The following is a 17,750-nucleotide window of genomic DNA, read 5'->3' as shown; positions in this document are numbered from 1 at the left end:
CTGCGGCGCTCTGACGCGCGGCAGATTCGCCGAGCCGCGGCATTCTCGCGTGGATTGTGCCTTGGTCGGGGGATTCTGCAGTGCCTCGGCGACGCGCGGTTGGTGGTGCAGCGGGCCGCGGTGCGCGGCGTGCTCGACGCCCGCGGAAGCGGCGCCCGGATGACCGAGTCAGGCGCGGCGGTAGGCCCGGATGTACTGGGGCGGCCAGAGCGCGTCCGGGGCCTCGCCGAGCTCGGTCGCGGCGGACAGGCCGAAGTGGGGGTTGCGCAGCCACTCGCGGCCGGCGATGATCGCGTCGGCCGCGCCGTCGGCGAGGATCTGCTCGGCGTGCGTGCCCGTCGTGATGATCCCCACGGCACCCGTCGGGCCGCCCGTCACCTCGCGCACGCGCGCCGCCAGCGGCACCTGGTACCCGGGGTGGACGTCGATCTGCTGATGCGCGACGAGCCCGCTCGACGAGATGTCGAGGAAGTCGGCGCCGGCCTCGATCGCCCAGGCGCCGACCCGGGCCACGTCGTCGACCTCGAGGCCGCCGGGCGCCGAATCGGTGCCCGAGAAGCGCACCAGGATCGGGAGCTGGTCGCCGACCTCGGCGCGCACGGCGCGGATGACGCGCAGCACCGCACGCGCGCGGTTCTCGAGCGATCCGCCGTAGTCGTCGGTGCGCTGGTTCGACAGCGGAGACAGGAACTCGTGCAGCAGGTAGCCGTGCGCACCGTGCACCTCGACGGCGTCGAAACCGGCGTCGACCGCGCGGCGGGCGGCGGCCGCGAACGCATCGACGACCTCGTCGATGCGGGCCGTGCTCATCTCATCCGGGGTCGTGAAGCCGTCGTACGCGATCGCCGACGGGGCCTCGGGAACCCAGCCGCCGTCTTCCACCGGCACGCTGCCGGTCCCGCCCGAGAACGGCGAGAACGTCGACGACTTGCGGCCCGCGTGCGCGAGCTGGATCGCGGCGCCGGCGCCCCTGGCGTGGATCGCGTCGACGATGGGCCGCCAGGCCTCGCGCTGGGTGTCGTTCCAGATCCCGGCGTCCTCGGGCGAGATGCGCCCCTCCGCCACGACCGCCGATGCCTCCGCGATCACGAGGCCAGCGCCGCCCGAGGCGAACTGCGCGAGGTGCACGTGGTGCCAGTCGTTCACGACGCCGTCGACGGCGCTGTACTGGCACATGGGGGAGACCCAGAGCCGGTTCCGGAACTCGGCGCCGCGGAGGGTGATCGGGGAGAACAGCTGCGACATGCGTGCCTTTCGCTCTGGCGGCCCCGGACGCCCGTGCGGGCGTAGTCTGGCCGCATGCCAGGGGGATACGGCCAAGGGGACCTCGAATGGGGAGCGGCCGATGCGGCCGCCGTGCTCAGTCTGCCAACGCCGAACGATCACAAGTATTCCCGAGGCACGGTGTCGCTGCGCACCGGGTCCCGCGCCTATCCGGGCGCCGCGGCGCTGACTGTCGAGGGCGCGTGGCGCGCGGGGGTCGGGATGGTGATGTGGCACGGGGACCCCGCCATCGCGCCGCTCGTGATGCATCGGCGTCCGGAGACCGTGATCGGCTCCGCGCGGGAACCGGATGCAGCGGTGCTCGGCTCGGGAGTCGACGGGCGCGACAGGGGCGACAACGTCACGGGCGCGTTCCGCGCGCGCCTGCGCTCGGCGGTTCCGACGGTGATCGACGCTGGCGCACTCGACCTCGTCACGGACGTGCGCGGGCCCGTGATCGCGACGCCGCACGAGGCAGAGCTGGCCGAGCTGCGGATCCCGCTCGGGCTGGGCATCGACGACATCGAGGGCGACCCCCTGCGCGAGCGGCTGCGCGGCGGCTTCCGCGAGCGGCTGCTCGTCGTGCGGGAGACGGCGGTCGCCCTGGGCGGCGTCGTGCTGCTGAAGGGTGCCGAGACGATCGTCGCGACGCCCGGCGGGTGGTGGACGGTCGTGCGTGCGGGCACGCCATGGCTCGCGACGGCCGGCACGGGGGACGTGCTCGCCGGCGCGATGGGCGCGCTCGTCGCCGGTGCCGCGGCCCGGCGCTCCCGCAGGGCAGACGGCGCCCGCCGCGGGGAGAACGATCCGGATGCCGATGCCCCGACCCTCGAGACCGAGGAGCTGGGCCCCATCGCGGCGACCGCCGCCTGGCTGCACGGCACGGCGGGGCGGCTCGCCGCGGGGCAGGAGGTGCTCCGCTCGCAGGACGGCGCGCTGGTCTCTGCGGGCGCGCGCCCGCCGGCGCCAGGTCACCCGATCACCGCGCTCGACGTGGCCGAGCGCCTGCCCGAGTCGTTCGCGCTCGCGCTCGCCGCGGCGCGGGGCTGAGCGGCGCCGTATCGGCCGGCGCCCTCGTCGGGCGGGCGGAACGACGCCGGATAGGGTGGGGGAACCCCCGGACGAACAAGGAGCGCGATGTTCCGCAGCCCCGCCCGCCTGTACCGCATCCTCGCGATCGCCGAGGCGATCACCTGGACGATCCTGATCGCGGCGATCGTCGCCCGTGCCGTCGGAGCCCCGGGCATCGTCGTGACCATCGGCGGCGGCGTCCACGGATTCGTGTTCCTCTCGTACGCGGCCACGGCGATCCTCGTCGCGTTCAACCAGCGGTGGTCGATCGGAGTCGGTGCGCTCGCGGTCGCCAGCGCCGTCGTGCCGTTCGCCACGATCCCGATGGAGATCTGGCTGCACCGGTCGCGCCGGTTGAAGGGCGCCTGGCGCCTGGAGGAGAGCGACCACCCGCAGGACCGCACCTGGTACGACCGCACGATGCGCTGGTTCCTGCGCCGTGCCGGCGTGCTGGTGGCGCTCATCGTGGTGGTCGTGATCGCGCTCTACATCACCCTCCTGGTCCTCGGCCCTCCCGGGGGCAAGTGAGAAGCGTAGGCTCGACGCATGCTCGTCGCATTCTCAGTGGCGCCCTCCGGCGCGCCAGAAGGTCAGGAGCCGAACGCGGCCGGGTCGGTGCACGATGCCGTCGCCGCCGCCGTCAAGGTCGTGCGCGACTCGGGGCTGCCGCATCGCACCTCGAGCATGTTCACGGAGATCGAGGGGCCCGATTGGGACACCGTGATGGGCGTGGTCAAGCGCGCGACCGAGGCCGTCGCGCCGTTCGGCTCGCGCGTCTCCCTGGTGCTGAAGGCCGACATCCGGCCCGGCTACTCGGGTGAGATCGACGCCAAGATCGATCGCCTCGAGCGCGCGATCGACGACGCATAGCGAGCCAGGTCGCGCCTACGCCGCGAGCAGACGGCGCAGGTGCTCGCTGACGGCGGCCGTCTCGATGAGGAAGCCGTCGTGGCCGAAATCGCTCGAGAGCACGACGGCCTCGTCGCCGTCGAGCGTGTTCGGGATGCCCCGCGCGATGCGGTGCTGGCCGCTGATCGGGAAGAGCCGGTCGCTGTCGACTCCCAGCACGAGGGTGGTCGCCGTGACCTGAGCGAGCGCGCTCTCGACGCCGCCGCGGTCGCGGCCGACGTCGTGCGAGTCCATCGCCTCGACGAGGCGCACGTAGCTGTTCGCGTCGAAGCGGCGCGTGAACTTGTTGCCGTGGAAGTCGAGGTAGCTCTCAACGGCGAAGCGCCCGCCGTGCCCGAGCGGGCTCACCCCCGACTGCCACGAGCGCTGGAAGCGCTGGTTCAGCTCGGTGGGGCTGCGGTAGTTCAGCAGGGCCATGCGGCGGGCGAGCGCGAGCCCTCGGTGCGGGCCCTCGCCGTCCGGGGCGTCGTAGTACTCCCCGCCGCGGAAGCGCGGGTCCATCTCGATGGCCTGCAGCTGAACCGAGTTCAGGGCGATCTGATCGGCGGTGTTGAGCGGGGGCGCCGAGATCACGGCGAGGCGCTCGACGCGCTCGGGCAGCGTCGCGCCCCACTCGAGGGCCTGCATGCCGCCCATCGAGCCGCCGATCACGGCGGCCCACACCTCGACGCCGAGGTGATCCGCGAGCCGCTGCTGGGCCTCGACCTGGTCGCGCACCGTGATGTACGGGAACCGCGAAGCCCAGGGGTCGCCGTCGGGGTGCACGCTCGCGGGCCCCGTCGACCCCTGGCAGCCGCCGAGCATGTACGGGGCGACGACGAACCAGCGGTCGGTGTCGATCGCCCTGCCCGGCCCGACGACGTCGTTCCACCAGCCCGCCGTCGGGTGTCCGGGGCCGGCGTCGCCCGCGACGTGGCCGTCGCCCGTGAGGGCGTGCAGGATGAGGACGGCGTTGTCGGCGGCCTCGTTCGGCTCGCCCCAGGTCTCGTAGGCCATCCGGAACGTGGGAAGCGAAGCGCCGCCCTCGAGCCAGAGGGCGTCGAACGACGCGAACTGGCGCTCGCCGACGGGGTCGCCGTCGCGCCACGCGCCCGTCGCGCGCGGTCGCCCCACCATCGAGCGCGCGTCCTGCTCGGTGACGAGCTCGGACGGCACCGTGTCCTCTGAGATCTGCCAGTCCATCCCGCCCCATTCTGCCCTGTTGCCGCGGCCGACGCGGCGGTATTACATCCGGATGCCGCGGCCCGACGCGATGCGCCGAGCGTAGGCAGAATCCCCGAGCTCAGGCGGGAACCGACGGGATCTGCCTATGGCCGGGGAATTCTCCTACTCTCGGCGCCCACAGGCGCCGTCGGAGTGCTGGCAGGCACTGCGGCGTATGGATGCCGCGAGCGTAGGCAGAATCCCCGAGAACAGGCCGGAACCAAGAGCATCTGCCTATTCTCGGGGATTTTTCTTACGCTCGGGGCGACTACGCCCGCGCCGCGGCGAACGCCTGATCCAGGTCGGCCTTCAGGTCGTCGACGTGCTCGAGCCCCACCGAGAGGCGCACGAGGCCCGGCGTGACGCCGGCCGTGAGTCGCTCCTCGGGGGTCAGCTGCGAGTGCGTCGTCGACGCGGGGTGGATGACGAGCGAGCGGACGTCGCCGATATTGGCGAGGTGGCTGAACAGCTCGAGCGAGTCGACGAACGCCCGCCCAGCCTCGACGCCGCCCTTGAGCTCGAACGAGAGCACGGCGCCGGAGCCCTTCGGCGCGTACTTCTCGGCCTTGTCGTGCCACGGCGACGAGGGCAGGCTGCCGTAGTACACCGTCGCGACGTCGTCGCGGGCCTCGAGCCACGACGCGATCGACTTGGCGTTCTCGACGTGGCGCTCGACGCGCAGCGACAGGGTCTCGATGCCCTGCAACAGCTGCCACGCGTTGTTCGGGGCCACGGCCGCGCCGAGGTCGCGGAGCAGCTGGACGCGCGCCTTCGTGATGTACGCGACGGCGTCGCCCAGCACGCCCGTGTAGCTGACGCCGTTGTACGAGGGGTCGGGCTCGGTCAGGCCGGGGAAGCGGTCGGCGTGCTTCGACCACTCGAACGTGCCGCCGTCGACGATCGCGCCGGCGATCACGGTGCCGTGGCCGGAGAGGAACTTGGTCGCGGAATGCACGACGATGTCGGCGCCGTGCTGCAGCGGCTGGATGAGGTACGGCGTGCCGATCGTGTTGTCGACGATCAGCGGCAGGCCCGCGGCGTGCGCGACGTCGGCGACGGCTTCGATGTCGAGCACGTTGATGCGCGGATTGCCGATCGTCTCGCCGAAGAGGAGCTTCGTGTTGGGCCGGATGGCCGAGCGCCACGCGTCGAGGTCGTCCTGGTTCTCGACGAACGTGACCTCGATGCCGAGGCGGGCGAGCGTGTACTTGAACAGGTTGTACGTGCCGCCATAGATCGAGCTCGACGACACGATGTGGTCGCCGGCCTGCGCGATGTTCAGCACCGCGAACGTCTCGGCAGCCTGGCCGCTGGCGACGAGCAGCGCGCCCGTGCCGCCCTCGAGCGCGGCGATGCGCTCCTCGGCGACCTGCTGGGTCGGGTTCATGATCCGCGTGTAGATGTTGCCGGTCTCGGTGAGCGCGAACAGGTTCTCGGCGTGGCTCGCGTCCTTGAACACGTAGGACGTGGTCTGGTACAGCGGCGTAGCCCGCGCACCCGTCGTCGGGTCGGGCTGAGCGCCGGCGTGGATCTGCTGCGTCTCGAACTTCCAGTTCGTGGTCATGTCTCGTGCGCTCCTGGAGTCGTATGGATGGGCCGGATGATCCGACGCTACGCGGCGCGGCCGGGCGGGGCAACGGCTGCGAAATCCTGCGTCACACGCACGTCACGCCGCTCGCCGTAAACTGGCGGCATGGCCGACGACCCCCCTGCGCTGACCGCCGTGGCGGGGGCGATCGATCCCGGATGGGCCTCGGCCCTTCAGCCCGTCGCCGGCGACATCCGGCGCCTGCTCGACGGGCTGGCGGGCGAGGAGTTCCTGCCGCCCGGGCGAGACGTGCTCAGGGCCTTCCACCGCCCGCTCGACGACGTGCGCGTACTGATCGTCGGGCAAGACCCGTACCCGACGCCCGGCCATGCCGTCGGGCTCTCGTTCTCGGTCGCCCGCGACGTGCGGCCGCTGCCGCGCAGCCTCGCCAACGTATACCGCGAGCTCGACGACGACCTCGGCCTGACGCCGGCCGAGCACGGAGACCTGTCGTCGTGGGCAGACCAGGGCGTGCTGCTCCTGAACCGGGTGCTCACGGTCGCACCGGGGGAGGCCGGCTCGCACCGGAAGCGCGGTTGGGAGCGCGTCACGGACCACGCCATCCGGGTGCTCGCGGAGCGCGGCGGGCCGCTCGTCGCGGTGCTCTGGGGGGCGCAGGCCCGCTCGCTCGCACCGCTGCTCGCGGGCGTGCCGCTGATCGAGTCGGCGCACCCATCGCCGCTCTCCGCCCGCAGGGGATTCTTCGGCTCGCGGCCGTTCTCCCGCGCGAACGCGGCGCTGGCGTCGCAGGGGTCCGCGCCGATCGATTGGCGGGTGCGCTGATGCTCGAGTCCGAGTACAACAAGCGGCGCCGGCTGCCGAGGCACCTCCGCCCCGCGCCAGCGCCCGAGCGGCCGTTCTCGTACGAGGTCCGGCCGGCGGTGTTCGCAGACGTGCCGGATGTGCGCGAGATCTACAACTACTACGTTCGGAACTCGGTCGTCACGTTCGACGAGAAGCCGTGGACGCACCGGAAGTGGGCGGACAAGTTCGCCGAGACGGAGAGGCTCGGGCTGCCGTTCCTCGTCGCCGTCTCGCCGACGGGGCAGGTGCTCGGGTACGCGCTCGCCGCCCCGTGGTCGGGCACGACCTCGTTCCGCTACACCGTCGAGACGTCGATCTACCTCGGCCCCGGCGCGACGGGCAAGGGGCTCGGCCGCTCCCTGCTGCAGGCGCTGATCACGGCCTGCGAGGAGGTGGGCCTGCGCGAGATGGTCGCGGTCATCAGCGACCGCGGCGCCGAGGCGTCGATCGCGCTGCACGAGAGCCTCGGCTTCGTCGAATCGGGCCGGATGGGCAGGGTCGGCTACAAGTTCGGCCGCTGGCTCGGCACCGTCTACCTGCAGAAGTCGCTGCGCCCGCGTCGGCGGCGCGGCCTGTTCGGCCGGAACGCCCGCCGCGGCTGACACCCGCGCGCCAGCGCGACCTCGGCAACGGCTGCCGCGGTGGCGGATTCCGCGCCTTGGAGTGCTCGGATGGGGTGTTTTTTGCGACCGCGGCAGTGGGATCGGGTGCTCTCCGGGCCCGACCGGGCGCCGGGCGGGGTCAGCGGCGCGGCTGGACGGCCGTGCGGGGGGCGATCGGTGCGGGCGTCTCGAGCAGCGTCGGCAGGTACGACATCGGCACGGCGGAGGTGATGAGCTGCTCCCAGGGCCACCGCGCCCTGGCCGCGGTCAGGTACTCGACGGCCGCCGCGATATGGTGCGGCTCCGCGCCGCTGACGCCCGAGACGGAGTGCCAGCGCGCCGTCGCCCTGTGGCCGTCGATCGCGATCGTCCCCGTGTCGGCGACCGGCGTCGCGCGGTGCTGCTCGACCATGATGAGCCGCCCGCCGACCGTGAGCGCGCCGAGGCCCGCCGTGATCAGGTCGCCGGAGCGGGTGAAATCGATGACGACGTCGGCGTCGGGCAGGCCGTCGACCGGGTCGACCGATTCCGTCGCCCCGAACATCCGCGCGAGGGTGCGTCGGGCGGCGTCGCGGTCGGCGACGGCGATCGCCGCAGCCCCGGCATCGTTGGCGTACGCCGCGGCCGTGAGCCCGAGCAGGCCGGCGCCCAGGATGAGCACGCGCGTGCCGGGGAGGGCGCCGACGCGCTCGTAGGCGGAGAGCACGCAGGCGGCCGCGCACCCGGCCGACGCCGCGACCGGGTCGCAGAGCTCCGGAGGCGCCTGCGCGACGGCGGCGCCGCGCGGCAGCAGCATGCGCCGCGCGAACGTGCCGGACAGGGGCCAGGGGCCGTCGACGGGCTGCTCGCCGAGGGCCCTCGCTTTGCGGCACGCGGCCGACAGGCCGGCGCGGCACCGGTCGCACCTGCCGCACGAGACGGTCGGGCCCCACACGATTCGGTCCCCGACGGCGGCGGGCGCTCCGCGGCCCGCGTCGAGCACGCGCCCGACGCCCTCGTGCCCGAGCACGCGGGCGTCCCCGCCGCCCGCGGCGACAGCAGCGCGATCGGCGCCGCACACGGTGGCGAGATCGATGTCGACGAGGAGCTCGCCCGGCCCGACCCTCGGGGCATCGATGCGCTCGATCGCCACCGCCCCGTTGCGTAGCACCGCGGCCGAGGTCGTACCGGCCGCGGGGCCGCTCGCATCGGTTCCGGCGCGCGCAGAATCGACGCCCGCTCCCGCCGCAAGAGGACGAACCGAGGACATCGCATCACCCCCCTGAAGTCGACTCCCATCCTGTCGAGGCGCCTGTAACGCGTTCAGGATTGCGGGTGAACGCCGCGTGAACGACAAGGGTGCGTTGATGGACCTGGTGCCGCAGCGAGTCCCTATCGCCCCCTCCACGCGCTGCTTCGCATCGCACGGGAGCCTCTCGGGCGGCGTGCAGCGGCCAGCGCAGTAGGTGTCAGGTTCAGCCGCGCGCCCCAGCGCGGCTTCGTTCATGGCTAGGCGTGAAGCTCGGCGCGGGGTCAGGGGAGCGTCGGGACGGCTTCGAGCAGTCGCTTCGTGTACGGGTGCTCGGGGGAGCGGAGCACCCGGTCGACGGGGCCGCGCTCGACGACGCGGCCCGATTGCATCACGACGGCCGTGTCGCACAGCGCCTGCACGACGCCGATGTCGTGGCTGACCAGGACCAGGGTCAGGTTCTGCCGGACGCGCATCTCGCGCAGCAGCCCGATGATCTGCGCCCTCACCGTCACGTCGAGGGCGGAGAGCGGTTCGTCGCCCACGAGGATGCGGGGGCCGTGCACGACAGCGCGCGCCAGGGCGATGCGCTGCCGCTGACCGCCGGAGAACTCGTGCGGGTGCCGGTCGGCCGCGTCGTCCGGCAGCCCGACTTGTGCGAGGGTCGCGCGGGCCCTCTCGCGCCGCGCCGTCGCATCCGGTTCGATGCCCAGCGCCCACAGCGGCTCGCCGACGATGCGCCCGGCCGTCATCCGCGGGTCGAGCGACGCGTACGGGTCCTGGAACACGATGCCCGTCTCCCGGCGCAGCCAGCGCAGCGATCGGGCGCCCGCCGCGACGTCAACGGGCCGCCCCGCGACCTCGACGGTGCCGGATGTCGGCCGGTCGAGCCCCAGGAGCAGGCGCGCCAGCGTCGATTTGCCCGCGCCGGATTCGCCGATGATGCCGACGGCCTCGCCCGCCGCGACGTCGAGATCGGTCGGGTACAGTGCCGTCGTGGTTCGGGCGGGGCGCGGCGCGCGGTACGCCCTTGTGAGGCCGCGCGCGGAGACGATCGGGCGAGTCACAGCTGGCCCCCTTCCCTGCGCCACAGCGTCGCCTTCGCGTCGCGCAGCAGGCCCTGCGTCACCGGGTGAGCGGGGGCGGAGAGCAGCTCGGCGACCGGCGCCCGCTCGACGACGCGGCCGCGCTCGAGCACGACGCCGCGCTCCGCGACGCGCGAGAGGACCGCGAGGTCGTGGGTGATGAAGAGCATGCCCATCTCGGTGTCGCGTGTCAGGGCCAGGAGCAGATCGAGGATCTCGGCCTGGATCGTGACGTCGAGGGCGGTCGTCGGCTCGTCCGCGATCAGGAGTCGCGGCTCGGCCGCGAGCGCCGCGGCGATCGCGACGCGCTGGCGCTGCCCGCCCGAGAGCGCGTGCGGGTGGCGGCCGACGATCGCGCCCGGATCGGGCAGGCGCACGCGCTCGGCCAGCTCGACGGCGAGGGCGCGGGCGTCGCCGCGCGAGAGGCGACCGTGGATGCGCGCGGCCTCCGCCATCTGCCGGCCGACCGTGCGGATCGGGTTCAGCGCCGTGCGCGGCTCCTGGAAGACCATCCCCATGTCGGCGCCGCGCAGCGCGGCGCGCTCGCGGTCCGGCAGCCCGACGAGCTCGCGCCCGTTCCAGAGGATCGAACCCGTGACCTCCGCGCCGTCCGGTTCGAGACCCATCAGCGCGAGCGCCGTCATCGACTTGCCTGAGCCCGATTCGCCGATCAGGCCGACGCGGGCGCCGTCCGGAACCTCGAACGAGACCCCGTCGACCACCGCGGCGCCGTCGATCTCGACGCGCAGCTCGCGCACCTCCAGGCTCATGCGACCACTCCCGGGGTGTCGTGGGCGATCGCCCTGCGGCCGCGCGAGCGCAGGGTCGGGTCCGTCGCGTCGCGCAGCGCGTCGCCCAGCAGGTTGAACGCCAGCACCGTCAGAGTGATGGTCAGGCCGGGCCACAGCACGCTCAGAGGCTGCACGCCGATGTAGGGCTGCAGCTCCGCCAGCAGCAGGCCCCAGCTGGGGTCGGTGACGGATGCGCCGAAGCCGAGGTACGACAGGCCGGCCTCCGCCAGCACCGCGACGGCCATGCCCCACGACAGCTGCACGATGAACACCGGGGCCACGTTCGGCAGGAGGTGCCGCGTGAGGTTCTGCCACCCGGTGAGCCCCGCGGCGCGGCCGGCGAGCACGTAGTCGCTCGCCATCACGCGGCGCAGCTCCGGCCGCGTGACGCGGGCGATGTTCACGCCGAAGCCGAGGCCGACGGCGGCGACGACGACCCAGAGCGACCCGCCCCAGACCGCCGAGATCATCATCGCGATCAGCAGCACGGGGAAGGCCACGAGGATGTCGATCAGCACCGCGACCGACTCCCGCGCCCAGCGGGGCGTGAGCGCGCCGGCGGCGGCCATCGCCACGCCGAACACCGCCGAGACGACGGCCGATCCGACCGCGACGAAGACCGCCGTGCGCGCCCCGACCATCAGCAGGCTCAGGATGTCCCTGCCCGTGTTGTCGGTGCCGAGCGCGTGCGGCCATCCGGGCCCGGCCCACCGCGCGTCGGTGTCCACCGTGAGCGGGTCGAACGGCGTCCAGAGGAACGACACGATGGCTGTCGCGACGACGACCGAGAGCGCCGCGACGCCGTAAGCGCCGCCCGGCGAGCTGATGAGGCGCCGGAGGGTTCCGCTCATCGCGCCTCCTCCCGCTGTCGGGGGTCGACCGCGCGGTGCACGAGGTCGACGATGAAGCCCGTGACCAGCACGAACCCGGTCAGGGCGAGCAGCTCGCCCTGCACCTTCTCGAGGTCGCGCGCGCCGACATCGGCCACGAGCATCCGGCCGATGCCCGGAAGGTTGAAGACCTGCTCGATCACGACGGCGCCGACGATGATCCCCGCGATCTGCAGGCCGAGCACCGTGACGACCGAGAGCCCCACGCTCGGCAGCCCGTGGCGGAGCAGGGCGCCGGTCTTCGTCAGCCCCTTCGCGGCTGCGGCACGGACGAAGTCGGCGCCGACGGCCTGAAGCGTCGCGCTGCGCACGAAGCGGAGCAGCACGGCACCCTCGACGACTCCGATCGTGACGGCGGGCAGGATGAGCGACTCGAACGCCTGCCACGGCGTCGACCAGCCCGTCCGGGTCGGGAAGCCCTGCGCCGGCAGCCAGCCGAGCGCGACGGCGAACACCGCGACGAGCATCATGCCGGCCCACACGACGGGAACGGCCGCGAGGCCCTGCGCCGCGAATCCGATCGCCTGGCCGCCCCACGAGCGGCGGCGCAGCGCCGAGATCACGCCGAACGGGAGGGCCATCGCGAGCGCGACCGCGAGCGACATCGCCCCGAGGGGAACGGTGACGGCGGCCTTGTCGGCGAGCTCGGCCGACACGGGGGTGCCGGTCAGGTACGACGTGCCGAGGTCGCCCGTGACGATCCCGGATGCCCAGTCCAGGTACTGCGCGGTCAGCGGCCGGTCGAGGCCGAGGCCCTCGCGGATCGCCGCGACCTGCTCCGGTGAGCCGCTCGTTCCCGCGATGACCTGCGCGACGTCGCCCGGCAGCACGCGCAGCGACACGAAGATGATCGCGCTGGCCGCGACGAGGCCGAGCGCGAGCAGAGCGAGCCGCGTGAGCGCGTACCGGAGCATCGCCGGGTTACGGGCCGGTGTACGTCACGCCTGCGAGCGGGAGGCGCGCGTTCAGGGAATCGACGGGGAACCCGGCGACGCCGGGCGCGAGCGCCGTGATCTGCTCGGCCGTGTACAGCCAGTCGGCGGCGTGGTCCTCCGAGACCTGGCGCCCGACCTCGGCGAGGAGCACGTTCGACTCCTCGACGTCGGTCGCGGCCATCGCCTCGGCGTAGAGCTGCTGCACCGTGTCGCTGTCGTAGTGGAAGTAGTAGTCGGGGTCGGCGAAGTTGCCCACGTCGCGGGGCTCGACGTGGTTGACGATGCTCAGCTCGTAGTCGCCGTTGGTGTAGACGTCGTTGAGCCAGGCCGAGAACTCGACGGAATCGACCTCCAGCTCCACGCCGATGTCCTGGAACGCCGAGACGAGGAAGTTCGACAGGGAGGTCGGGTAGACGTTCGGCACCGTCAGGGTGAGGGAGAGACCGCTCGCGCCGGCCTCCGAGAGCAGCTCCTCGGCGCGCTCGGGGTCGAACGGCGCGACGTCGGAGAGGTCCTCGTAGCCGGGGTCGAGCTCCGGGATGGGGCCGTACTGCGTCACGCCCTGGCCGATCGTCTCGACGAGCGCGTCGTGGTCGATCGCGAGGCGCAGCGCCTCGCGCACGCGCACGTCGTCGAGGGGCGCCGCGGTGTTGTTGAACCCGAGCACGTACTTGTCGGTCGTGCGGCCCCTCACGACCTCGAAGTCGCCCGCGCCCTCGACCTGCGGCAGCAGGTCGGCCTGCACGGGGGTGACGGCGTCGAGCTCGCCCGAGAGCAGGCCGTTGACGAGGGCGTTCGCATCGGGGATGTAGCTGACGTCGACCTCGGCGACGCCCGCCGCCTCGCCCCAGTAGCCGTCGAAGCGCGTCAGCGTGATGCCGTCGCCCTGCCGCCACTCGTCGAGCGCGAACGGGCCGGTGCCGTTCGCCGCGGTCTTCAGATCGGTGGCGTCGCCCTCGTCGAACACGAGGCCCGCGGGGCCCGAGAGTGAGAAGAGGAAGTTCTGGTCGGGCTGCGCGAGCGTGATCTCGACGCCGGCGCCGCCCTCGGTCTCGGCGATGCCCTCGATACCGGCGAGTTCGGCGTGCCCCTCGAACGTTTCGTCCTGCGCGACCTCGGTGAGCGAAGCGACGACGTCGCTCGCCGTGAGCTCCCCGCCGCCGTGGAACTCGACCCCTTCGTGCAGCGGGAACGTGTAGGTGAGCCCGTCGTCGGAGATCTGCCACTCCGTCGCGAGAGCCGGCATGATCTCGCCCTCCGGCGTGCGGGTGACGAGGCCCTGATAGACGTTGTCGACGAGGACCTGCTCGAGGGCGGCGCCCGAGGTGTGCCGGATGTCGAGGCTCGTCGGCTCGAGCACCAGGCCGACCCGCACGGCGGCGTCCGGGTCCGCCTCGGCGGCCGGCTCGGACCCGGACGGCGCGGAGGAGCACGACGCGAGGGCGACGGCGACGGCCGTGGCGCCGAGCGCGGCGGCGGAGCGGCGGAGGACGGAGCGGTTCAGGGGCATCAGCCGATGGCCTTTCTGATGATGGCGGCGAGGTCGCGCGGCGCGACCTCCTGAACGTTGTGGGGGGCGTCGAGCGAGATGGTGCGCGATGACGGCAGTCGCGCCGCGAAGCGCGCCGCGGCGTCGTCGTCGACGAAGCCGCGGGTCCCGCGGACGAGCGTGATCGGGGCGGTGGTCGCCTCGAGCGAGCGCCACCCGTCCTCCGGATCGGCCGGGGCGTCGTCGCCGAGGGCCTGCGCGGCGATCCGGGCGAAGTGATGCTTCCACTCGACGACCCCGTCCTGGCGCACGCGCGAATTCAGGTGCACGCCGCGCCGCGCGTTCTCGGGGTCGCCGCCGAGCCCGAAGGACAGTGCATAGGCGACCAGCTCCTCGCGCGAGCCGAACTCGAGGCGTTCGTAGAAGGCGCGCAGCTGCGAGGGCCCGCCGCGGTCGATCTCGGGCGTGATGTCGACGAGCACGAGGTGGGACACGAGCTCGGGCCTGGCCGCGGCGACGGCCGCGGCCGTGAGCCCTCCGAGGGAGTGGCCGACGAGGACGACGGGGTCGTCGGCCGCGGCCTCGATCGCCCGGGCGACGGCGGGTGCGATCGTCGCCGGGGTGTAGTCCGCGTCGTCGCGCCACGCGGAGTCGCCGTGCCCCGGCAGATCGATCGCGACTGCGGGGGCCCCGAGGGCGATCGCCGTGGCGTCCCACGTATGCGCGTTCAGGCCCGCGCCATGCAGCAGGGCCGCGCGGGGAGAGCCGCTGCCGTACGCGATCGCGCTGACCGCGCCGTCGGGCGCGGCGGCATCGACGCGCCGCGCCGCGGGAACGACGGCGCCGAGGCGCTCCGCCTGCGCCGCGAGGAAGGAGAACTCCTCCGGGTCGTGACGCACGGCGGGCGTCGGCGCGGCCGCCGTGCTCGCGGCACCGTGACGGGCGACGCTCCCTGACGTGTGGTCGGTCACGTCCGTTCCTTTCGTGAGGTGCCGGCGTGGGCATCATCCGGATGCGTCCATTCTGGCCGTCGTGGTGGGGTCGCGAGAAACCCGAGATCGGAGTGCGCTGCAGCATCCCCCCGATTCTTCGCATTCTCGGGAGTATCAACGCGAGCGAATGCGCAGATTGTTCCGATGGCGCTCGGGCGCGTCGTGCGCGATAGCGTCGGGGGAGAGCACTGCGCCGACGAGGAGGAACCGACGTGACCGACAAGCGCGTACACCTGAACAAGGGTGCCCCCGAGCTGTACAAGCGGCTGAGCGATTTCGCGGACGAGGCGGCGGAGTTCGCCGCTGCCCGCGGCATCGATCCGCGGCTCAAGGAGCTCGTGCTGCTGCACTGCTCGCAGCTGAACGGCTGCGCCTATTGCGTGCGCGTGCACAGCGAGCGCGGCGAGAAGGCGGGCGTGACCTTCGACGAGATGGCACAGCTGCCGGTCTGGCGCGAGTCGGGCGTCTTCACCGAGCGCGAGAAGGCCGCCATCGAGCTGGCGGAGGAGCTCACCTTCATCCACGACGGCGGTGTGCGCACCGAGGCCTACGCGCGCGTGACGGCCGCGCTCAGCGATGAGGAGTACGTGGCCGTGAGCTGGCTCGCCGTCGAGATCAACTCCTTCAACCGGCTCGTGCGGGCGACGGGTCTGAGCCCGAAGCCCCTCGGCCGGGGCTGACGGCTCCGGCGGAGGATAGGCTGCCCTCAGGCGGTCATTTGGCATGTAGGTAAGGCTGACCTACAATGGTGGGGATATGAACGCCGACACCGCAGCCCACAGCGCCACCGCGTGCCGCGCCTCGCGCCACACGCGGGTGCAGCACCTGATCACCGCCGACGAGTCGTCGCTGGTCGATCTCGAGATGCTGCTCGCGACGCTGCCGCTGTGCTCGACGGGACGGGTGTTCATCGAGGTCCCCGACGCGTCGTGGGTCGGCACCGTGTCGGCCCCGCCGCGCATGGTCGTCTCGTGGCTCGACCGTTCGGCCCGTACGGGTGCGCCGGGCACGAGCAGGGCCTGCGGCACGGGCGAGGCCCTCTCTCGCGCCGCCATCGCCTGGGCGAACGAGATGATGTGCGGTGAGGGAGACGCGACGCGCGTGCACCTGCTCGGCGGCTTCCTCGGCACGGCCGACATCGTCGACCACCTGACGGACCGACTGGGCACCGAGCGCGGTGCGATCGCCGTGCCGGAGTGGTTCCCGCAGCACGCCGCCTGACCGGCTCAGACAGGCTTCGTCAGCGCCGAGACGATGCGCAGGATCGTGCCCATGTCATCGACCGCCGCGGCCGGGTTCCTTGGCGCGAAGCCGGTGATCGCGGCGCCCGCGAGGGCGTAGCGGGAACGCAGCTCTCCGATCGCGGTGACGAGCGTCTGTGCGCTCATGCCGAACGGAACGGCGTCGGCTACGCCGCTGATCTCGGCGGGGTCGAGCACGTCGAGCGACACGTGGACGAAGACGCGCTCCGCGCCGTCCAGCGCCGTCGCGGCCGCCGCGGGGCCGTGCTCCGCGTCGGGGCCGACGTGCGCGACACCCGACTCGGCGAGCACGGCCTCCTCCTCGTCGTCGAACTCGCGCGCCCCCGCGAGCGCGACGTCCGACGCCTCGACGGCGCCGGCGGGGAGGGCGAGGTCGCCGTCGAACCCGCCGAGGACGGCGCGCAGCGCCATCGACTCGTACGCCCGGTCGCGGTCGCCGTTGGGGGAGCGCAGGGCCGCGTGCGCGCCGAACCACGCCACGGCGAGCCGGCCGGAAGAAGCGCCGGGGGCGCCGACGAGCGCGCCGATCGCCGCCACCGCGACGCCCGCGTCCCCGCCGACGACGACGGCGGGTTCGCCGTTGGGGGCGAGGTGCTCGTGCGACTCCCGTCTGATGCGCAGGAGCGAGCTCGCGCGGCTGATGCCCGTGTCGATCGCCTCGCCCGCTTCGAGCGGCACGTCGACGCGCGTGCAGGCGGACGCCGGGAGGTCTCCCGCGATCGCCTCCGCTCCGTCGATGAGGGCCATCGCTCGCGACGAAGCTGAGCCCTGCCACTGCGGGACGACGACGAACCGAGTCATTCCTCCATCTTGCCCCTCCGGCCCCCTCACCGCCAGGAACGCCCCGGATGCGGACATCCGGGGCGTTCCTGAGCGCGGTCGCGCGAGGGCAGTCAGGCGCTGAGCTGGCCCTGTCCGCCGCTCTTCAGGGCGGCGAGCCGGGCCTCGACCTCGGTGAGCTCGCCCATGTCGTCGAGCGACTCGAACTGCGCGTCGAGCGATGACGCGGCGATCTCGGCCTTGCCGGCGGCGAGCGCCTCCTGGCGGCGGACCTTCTCCTCGAAGCGCCCGAGGTCGCTGGTCGGATCCATCACGTTGATCGACTTGACCGCGTCGTGCACCTTGTTCTGCGCCTCGGCCGTCTTCGCCCGCGCGACGAGCTGGTCGCGCTTCGCCTTCAGGTCGACGAGCTTCTGCTTCATGCCGGAGAGGCCGGCCTTGAGCTTCTCGACGGTCTCGGTCTGCGAGGCGATCTGGGGCTCGGCGTCGTGAGCCTCCTTCTCCTCGCTGATCTGGCGCTGCAGCGCGATCTTCGCGAGGTTGTCGAACTTGTCGCCGCCGGCCGTGTCGCCGGCGGCGCGCATCTCGTCGGCCTTGCGGCTCGCGGCGATCGCCTTGTTGCCCCACTCCTTTGCGGTCTCCAGGTCTTCCGCGTGGTCCCGCTCGAGGAGCCGCAGGTTTCCGATCGTCTCGGCGATCGCGGCCTCGGCGTCGGCGATGTTGTTGGTGAAATCCCGGATCAGCTGATCCAGCATCTTCTCCGGATCCTCCGCCTGGTCGATCATCGCGTTGACGTTCGCCTTGATCAGGGTCGAGATCCTGCCGAAGATGGACTGCTTGGTCATGTGATGCCCCTTC

The 17,750-nt window shown here is 72.7% G+C and carries 18 protein-coding genes and 1 pseudogene; 7 read left to right on the top strand and 12 right to left on the bottom strand.

Annotation, left to right across the window (positions count from 1 at the left end; all coding sequences use genetic code 11):
- Positions 1–168 precede the first annotated feature (168 nt).
- Positions 169–1,245 carry an NADH:flavin oxidoreductase/NADH oxidase gene (locus C0010_RS04955; RefSeq protein ID WP_105565970.1) on the bottom strand — a complete coding sequence of 359 codons (1,077 nt, stop codon included), beginning with the start codon at positions 1,243–1,245 and terminating at the stop codon, positions 169–171.
- 54 nt (positions 1,246–1,299) lie between these two features.
- Between C0010_RS04955 and C0010_RS04950 the strand changes: the two genes are divergently transcribed.
- The 3 genes from C0010_RS04950 to C0010_RS04940 all read left to right on the top strand — a co-directional run bounded on the left by C0010_RS04950 (position 1,300) and on the right by C0010_RS04940 (position 3,204).
- Positions 1,300–2,313 carry an ADP-dependent NAD(P)H-hydrate dehydratase gene (locus tag C0010_RS04950; RefSeq protein WP_105565969.1) on the top strand — a complete coding sequence of 338 codons (1,014 nt, stop codon included), beginning with the start codon at positions 1,300–1,302 and terminating at the stop codon, positions 2,311–2,313.
- 87 nt (positions 2,314–2,400) lie between these two features.
- The gene (locus tag C0010_RS04945) at positions 2,401–2,862 is read left to right on the top strand and encodes a DUF3817 domain-containing protein (RefSeq protein ID WP_105565968.1); all 462 of its coding nucleotides are present in this window, start codon (positions 2,401–2,403) and stop codon (positions 2,860–2,862) included.
- 18 nt (positions 2,863–2,880) lie between these two features.
- A complete protein-coding gene (locus C0010_RS04940; protein ID WP_105565967.1) occupies positions 2,881–3,204 on the top strand; it encodes a thiamine-binding protein in 324 nt (107 codons plus the stop codon).
- Positions 3,205–3,219: 15 nt separating this feature from the next.
- Here C0010_RS04940 and metX read toward each other — a convergent pair whose 3' ends face one another.
- Positions 3,220–4,425: a homoserine O-acetyltransferase MetX gene (metX, locus tag C0010_RS04935; protein ID WP_105565966.1), complete on the bottom strand. Its 1,206-nt coding sequence runs from the start codon at positions 4,423–4,425 to the stop codon at positions 3,220–3,222.
- A gap of 289 nt (positions 4,426–4,714) precedes the next feature.
- Positions 4,715–6,013 (bottom strand): annotated as a pseudogene (locus C0010_RS04930) (bifunctional o-acetylhomoserine/o-acetylserine sulfhydrylase); the annotation flags it as partial.
- Between the two features lie 126 nt (positions 6,014–6,139).
- On the opposite strand from C0010_RS04930, the gene C0010_RS04925 reads away from it, so the two are divergent.
- Positions 6,140–6,817, top strand: coding sequence for a uracil-DNA glycosylase (locus C0010_RS04925; RefSeq protein WP_105565964.1), 678 nt, complete (start codon positions 6,140–6,142; stop codon positions 6,815–6,817).
- Entirely contained in the window at positions 6,817–7,440 is a 624-nt protein-coding gene (locus tag C0010_RS04920; protein ID WP_105565963.1) for a GNAT family N-acetyltransferase, read from the top strand. The genes C0010_RS04925 and C0010_RS04920 overlap by 1 nt, the downstream gene beginning before the upstream one ends.
- A gap of 139 nt (positions 7,441–7,579) precedes the next feature.
- Here the strand turns inward: C0010_RS04920 and C0010_RS04915 are convergent, their stop codons facing one another.
- The 7 genes from C0010_RS04915 to C0010_RS04885 form a co-directional block, all read right to left on the bottom strand.
- Positions 7,580–8,572 carry an alcohol dehydrogenase catalytic domain-containing protein gene (locus C0010_RS04915; protein ID WP_158685318.1) on the bottom strand — a complete coding sequence of 331 codons (993 nt, stop codon included), beginning with the start codon at positions 8,570–8,572 and terminating at the stop codon, positions 7,580–7,582.
- A gap of 380 nt (positions 8,573–8,952) precedes the next feature.
- On the bottom strand, positions 8,953–9,735 hold the full coding sequence (locus C0010_RS04910) for an ABC transporter ATP-binding protein (RefSeq protein WP_105565961.1): 783 nt from the start codon (positions 9,733–9,735) through the stop codon (positions 8,953–8,955).
- Positions 9,732–10,523, bottom strand: coding sequence for an ABC transporter ATP-binding protein (locus C0010_RS04905; RefSeq protein ID WP_105565960.1), 792 nt, complete (start codon positions 10,521–10,523; stop codon positions 9,732–9,734). The genes C0010_RS04910 and C0010_RS04905 overlap by 4 nt, the downstream gene beginning before the upstream one ends.
- Positions 10,520–11,395 (bottom strand): ABC transporter permease, encoded by an 876-nt coding sequence (locus C0010_RS04900; RefSeq protein WP_105565959.1) that lies wholly within the window; start codon positions 11,393–11,395, stop codon positions 10,520–10,522. The genes C0010_RS04905 and C0010_RS04900 overlap by 4 nt, the downstream gene beginning before the upstream one ends.
- A complete protein-coding gene (locus C0010_RS04895) occupies positions 11,392–12,348 on the bottom strand; it encodes an ABC transporter permease (protein ID WP_105565958.1) in 957 nt (318 codons plus the stop codon). Before C0010_RS04895 ends, C0010_RS04900 begins: the two co-directional genes overlap by 4 nt.
- A 7-nt stretch (positions 12,349–12,355) precedes the next feature.
- On the bottom strand, positions 12,356–13,879 hold the full coding sequence (locus C0010_RS04890; RefSeq protein WP_105565957.1) for an ABC transporter substrate-binding protein: 1,524 nt from the start codon (positions 13,877–13,879) through the stop codon (positions 12,356–12,358).
- On the bottom strand, positions 13,879–14,829 hold the full coding sequence (locus C0010_RS04885; protein WP_324999054.1) for an alpha/beta fold hydrolase: 951 nt from the start codon (positions 14,827–14,829) through the stop codon (positions 13,879–13,881). The genes C0010_RS04890 and C0010_RS04885 overlap by 1 nt, the downstream gene beginning before the upstream one ends.
- Before the next feature lie 233 nt (positions 14,830–15,062).
- Here C0010_RS04885 and C0010_RS04880 point away from each other — a divergent pair, with 233 nt between their 5' ends.
- Positions 15,063–15,530 carry a carboxymuconolactone decarboxylase family protein gene (locus C0010_RS04880; protein ID WP_105565956.1) on the top strand — a complete coding sequence of 156 codons (468 nt, stop codon included), beginning with the start codon at positions 15,063–15,065 and terminating at the stop codon, positions 15,528–15,530.
- A gap of 76 nt (positions 15,531–15,606) precedes the next feature.
- Positions 15,607–16,071 (top strand): SIP domain-containing protein, encoded by a 465-nt coding sequence (locus C0010_RS04875; protein WP_105565955.1) that lies wholly within the window; start codon positions 15,607–15,609, stop codon positions 16,069–16,071.
- 5 nt (positions 16,072–16,076) lie between these two features.
- Here the strand turns inward: C0010_RS04875 and C0010_RS04870 are convergent, their stop codons facing one another.
- On the bottom strand, positions 16,077–16,913 hold the full coding sequence (locus tag C0010_RS04870) for an arginase family protein (protein ID WP_105565954.1): 837 nt from the start codon (positions 16,911–16,913) through the stop codon (positions 16,077–16,079).
- Between the two features lie 92 nt (positions 16,914–17,005).
- A complete protein-coding gene (locus C0010_RS04865) occupies positions 17,006–17,737 on the bottom strand; it encodes a PspA/IM30 family protein (RefSeq protein WP_105565953.1) in 732 nt (243 codons plus the stop codon).
- Positions 17,738–17,750 lie beyond the last annotated feature (13 nt).

The organism is Microbacterium halophytorum (assembly GCF_002970975.1).
Lineage (GTDB): Bacteria > Actinomycetota > Actinomycetes > Actinomycetales > Microbacteriaceae > Microbacterium > Microbacterium halophytorum.
Note: the sequence above shows the minus strand (reverse complement) of the source record. Positions and strands in the feature narration are given on the sequence as shown.

Bases quoted from the DNA above. Each gene is read 5' to 3' on its own strand.
- C0010_RS04875 (WP_105565955.1), top strand. From the start codon at position 15,607: ATGAACGCCGACACCGCAGCCCACAGCGCCACCGCGTGCCGCGCCTCG.
- C0010_RS04950 (WP_105565969.1), top strand. From the start codon at position 1,300: ATGCCAGGGGGATACGGCCAAGGGGACCTCGAATGGGGAGCGGCCGAT.
- C0010_RS04955 (WP_105565970.1), bottom strand. From the start codon at position 1,245: ATGTCGCAGCTGTTCTCCCCGATCACCCTCCGCGGCGCCGAGTTCCGG.
- C0010_RS04945 (WP_105565968.1), top strand. From the start codon at position 2,401: ATGTTCCGCAGCCCCGCCCGCCTGTACCGCATCCTCGCGATCGCCGAG.
- C0010_RS04865 (WP_105565953.1), bottom strand. From the start codon at position 17,737: ATGACCAAGCAGTCCATCTTCGGCAGGATCTCGACCCTGATCAAGGCG.
- C0010_RS04940 (WP_105565967.1), top strand. From the start codon at position 2,881: ATGCTCGTCGCATTCTCAGTGGCGCCCTCCGGCGCGCCAGAAGGTCAG.
- C0010_RS04920 (WP_105565963.1), top strand. From the start codon at position 6,817: ATGCTCGAGTCCGAGTACAACAAGCGGCGCCGGCTGCCGAGGCACCTC.
- C0010_RS04900 (WP_105565959.1), bottom strand. From the start codon at position 11,395: ATGAGCGGAACCCTCCGGCGCCTCATCAGCTCGCCGGGCGGCGCTTAC.
- C0010_RS04870 (WP_105565954.1), bottom strand. From the start codon at position 16,913: ATGACTCGGTTCGTCGTCGTCCCGCAGTGGCAGGGCTCAGCTTCGTCG.
- C0010_RS04890 (WP_105565957.1), bottom strand. From the start codon at position 13,879: ATGCCCCTGAACCGCTCCGTCCTCCGCCGCTCCGCCGCCGCGCTCGGC.
- metX (WP_105565966.1), bottom strand. From the start codon at position 4,425: ATGGACTGGCAGATCTCAGAGGACACGGTGCCGTCCGAGCTCGTCACC.
- C0010_RS04895 (WP_105565958.1), bottom strand. From the start codon at position 12,348: ATGCTCCGGTACGCGCTCACGCGGCTCGCTCTGCTCGCGCTCGGCCTC.
- C0010_RS04925 (WP_105565964.1), top strand. From the start codon at position 6,140: ATGGCCGACGACCCCCCTGCGCTGACCGCCGTGGCGGGGGCGATCGAT.
- C0010_RS04905 (WP_105565960.1), bottom strand. From the start codon at position 10,523: ATGAGCCTGGAGGTGCGCGAGCTGCGCGTCGAGATCGACGGCGCCGCG.